Here is a 1,442-nt window from a genome sequence, read left to right as displayed (position 1 = left end):
GTCGTCCGGCCCGGACGCTGCCCGTCATCGACCTCGGCCTGCCGGATCCACGTCCGCAACGCCTCCCGATGCACCCCGAGCTTGTCTGCGACCCGGGCGATCGCGCCTGTCCGCTCGCCCGTCTGCTCACGAAGCTCAAAGACCATCCGAACCGCACGTTCACGCAGTTCGGAGCTGTACTTCCTCGGTGGTGCCATAGCTCCTCACCCTTCCAGGTTCAGGAGCCTCCAACCAACCCGGGGTGATCCACGAATCTTCTTGCCCCGGCGCGCGCCCTGCAGGCCGAGCGCGCGCATGCGTCGTTCGACGGTGCAGCGGGCCACCCGATGCCCCTCCCGCAGCAGTTGCTGCCAGACCTTGCGGGCGCCGTAGACGCTGTAGTTGCCGGCGTGGATGCGCTGGATGTGGGCGTCCAGGGCGGCGTCGCGCACCGCCCTGGGGGAGGGTGGTCGGTTCTTGGCTGCGTAGTAGGTGCTGGTGGAGATAGGGCAGCCGTGCTCGGTCAGGACACGGCAGATCGGCTCGACACCGAACACGCCGGCGTGCTGGTCGATGAAGCTCACGAGTGCGTGTGTGGCCGGTCGAGCTCGGCCGCGAAGAAAGCCGACTTAGATTCAAGGAGTCAAGGCAACACACTGGGCCGGGGTCCGGTAGCCGAGACACTTACGGGGGCGGTTGTTCAGCCGGGCGGCCAGGGCGTCGAGGTCGGCTTGGCTGTGCAGGCTCAGATCAGTGCCTTTGGGTAGGTACTGCCGGATCAGTTTGTTGGTGTTCTCGTTGGTGCCCCGCTGCCATGGGCTGCGTGGTGCCGCGAAGAAGACATCGACGCCACTCGCTTCGGTCAGCAGCCGGTGACCGGCCAGTTCCATACCGCGGTCCCAGGTCAAAGTGCCACGGAGGCGGGCATCCATCCGTGAGAGCGCCTGCTGCAGGGCGGGGATGACCGTCGTGGTGTGGCGGCTGGGTAGCGCGACCATGGTCAGGTAGCGGGACTTGCGGTCGACCAGCGTCGCGACCTGGCTGTTCTTGGCTCCGACGATGAGATCGCCTTCGAGGTGGCCGAGTTCGGTCCGGGCGTTGGCCGCCTCGGGCCGTTCCTCGATCGGTCGTGCCCCGGTGATCTGGGAACGCCACTGGCCCTTGACCGTGTTCTTCTTGTTCTTGCGGATGGGGCGGCGTGTGCGCAGTTCGGTGGGTTCTGCCAAGATTTTCGTGGTTACGGAATGTAGCTTTGATCAGCGGTGCAAGATCATCTTGCGGAGGAGCAGGAATCCGGCGCGGCCGAACATCAGCCGCTTGATCATTTTGATCTTGTTGACGACGCCTTCGGCAGGCCCGTTGCTGTAGGGCAGGGTGATTCCGGCACAGACAGCGTCGAGGTCGAGGGTCAGGCCCCGGATAAAGCTGTGCAGGTGGGGCAGGTCTTCGACCTGCACCATGGT

The 1,442-nt window shown here is 65.3% G+C and carries 4 protein-coding genes; all 4 read right to left on the bottom strand.

What is annotated here, in order from left to right; translation table 11 throughout:
- Positions 1 to 197, bottom strand: a 197-nt coding sequence (locus DP939_RS45205) for a transposase (RefSeq protein ID WP_147268273.1), incomplete at its 3' end; no start/stop codon positions are given.
- 6 nt (positions 198 to 203) lie between these two features.
- Positions 204 to 563 carry an IS3 family transposase gene (locus tag DP939_RS45200; protein WP_113986979.1) on the bottom strand — a complete coding sequence of 120 codons (360 nt, stop codon included), beginning with the start codon at positions 561 to 563 and terminating at the stop codon, positions 204 to 206.
- 51 nt (positions 564 to 614) lie between these two features.
- Positions 615 to 1,205, bottom strand: coding sequence for an IS30 family transposase (locus DP939_RS45195; protein ID WP_199565864.1), 591 nt, complete (start codon positions 1,203 to 1,205; stop codon positions 615 to 617).
- Positions 1,206 to 1,235: 30 nt separating this feature from the next.
- A partial coding sequence (locus tag DP939_RS45190) for a transposase (RefSeq protein WP_147268188.1) occupies positions 1,236 to 1,442 on the bottom strand: 207 nt, incomplete at its 5' end.

Source organism: Spongiactinospora rosea (assembly GCF_003315795.1).
GTDB lineage: Bacteria > Actinomycetota > Actinomycetes > Streptosporangiales > Streptosporangiaceae > Spongiactinospora > Spongiactinospora rosea.
This window is presented reverse-complemented; position numbering and strand designations above follow the sequence as displayed.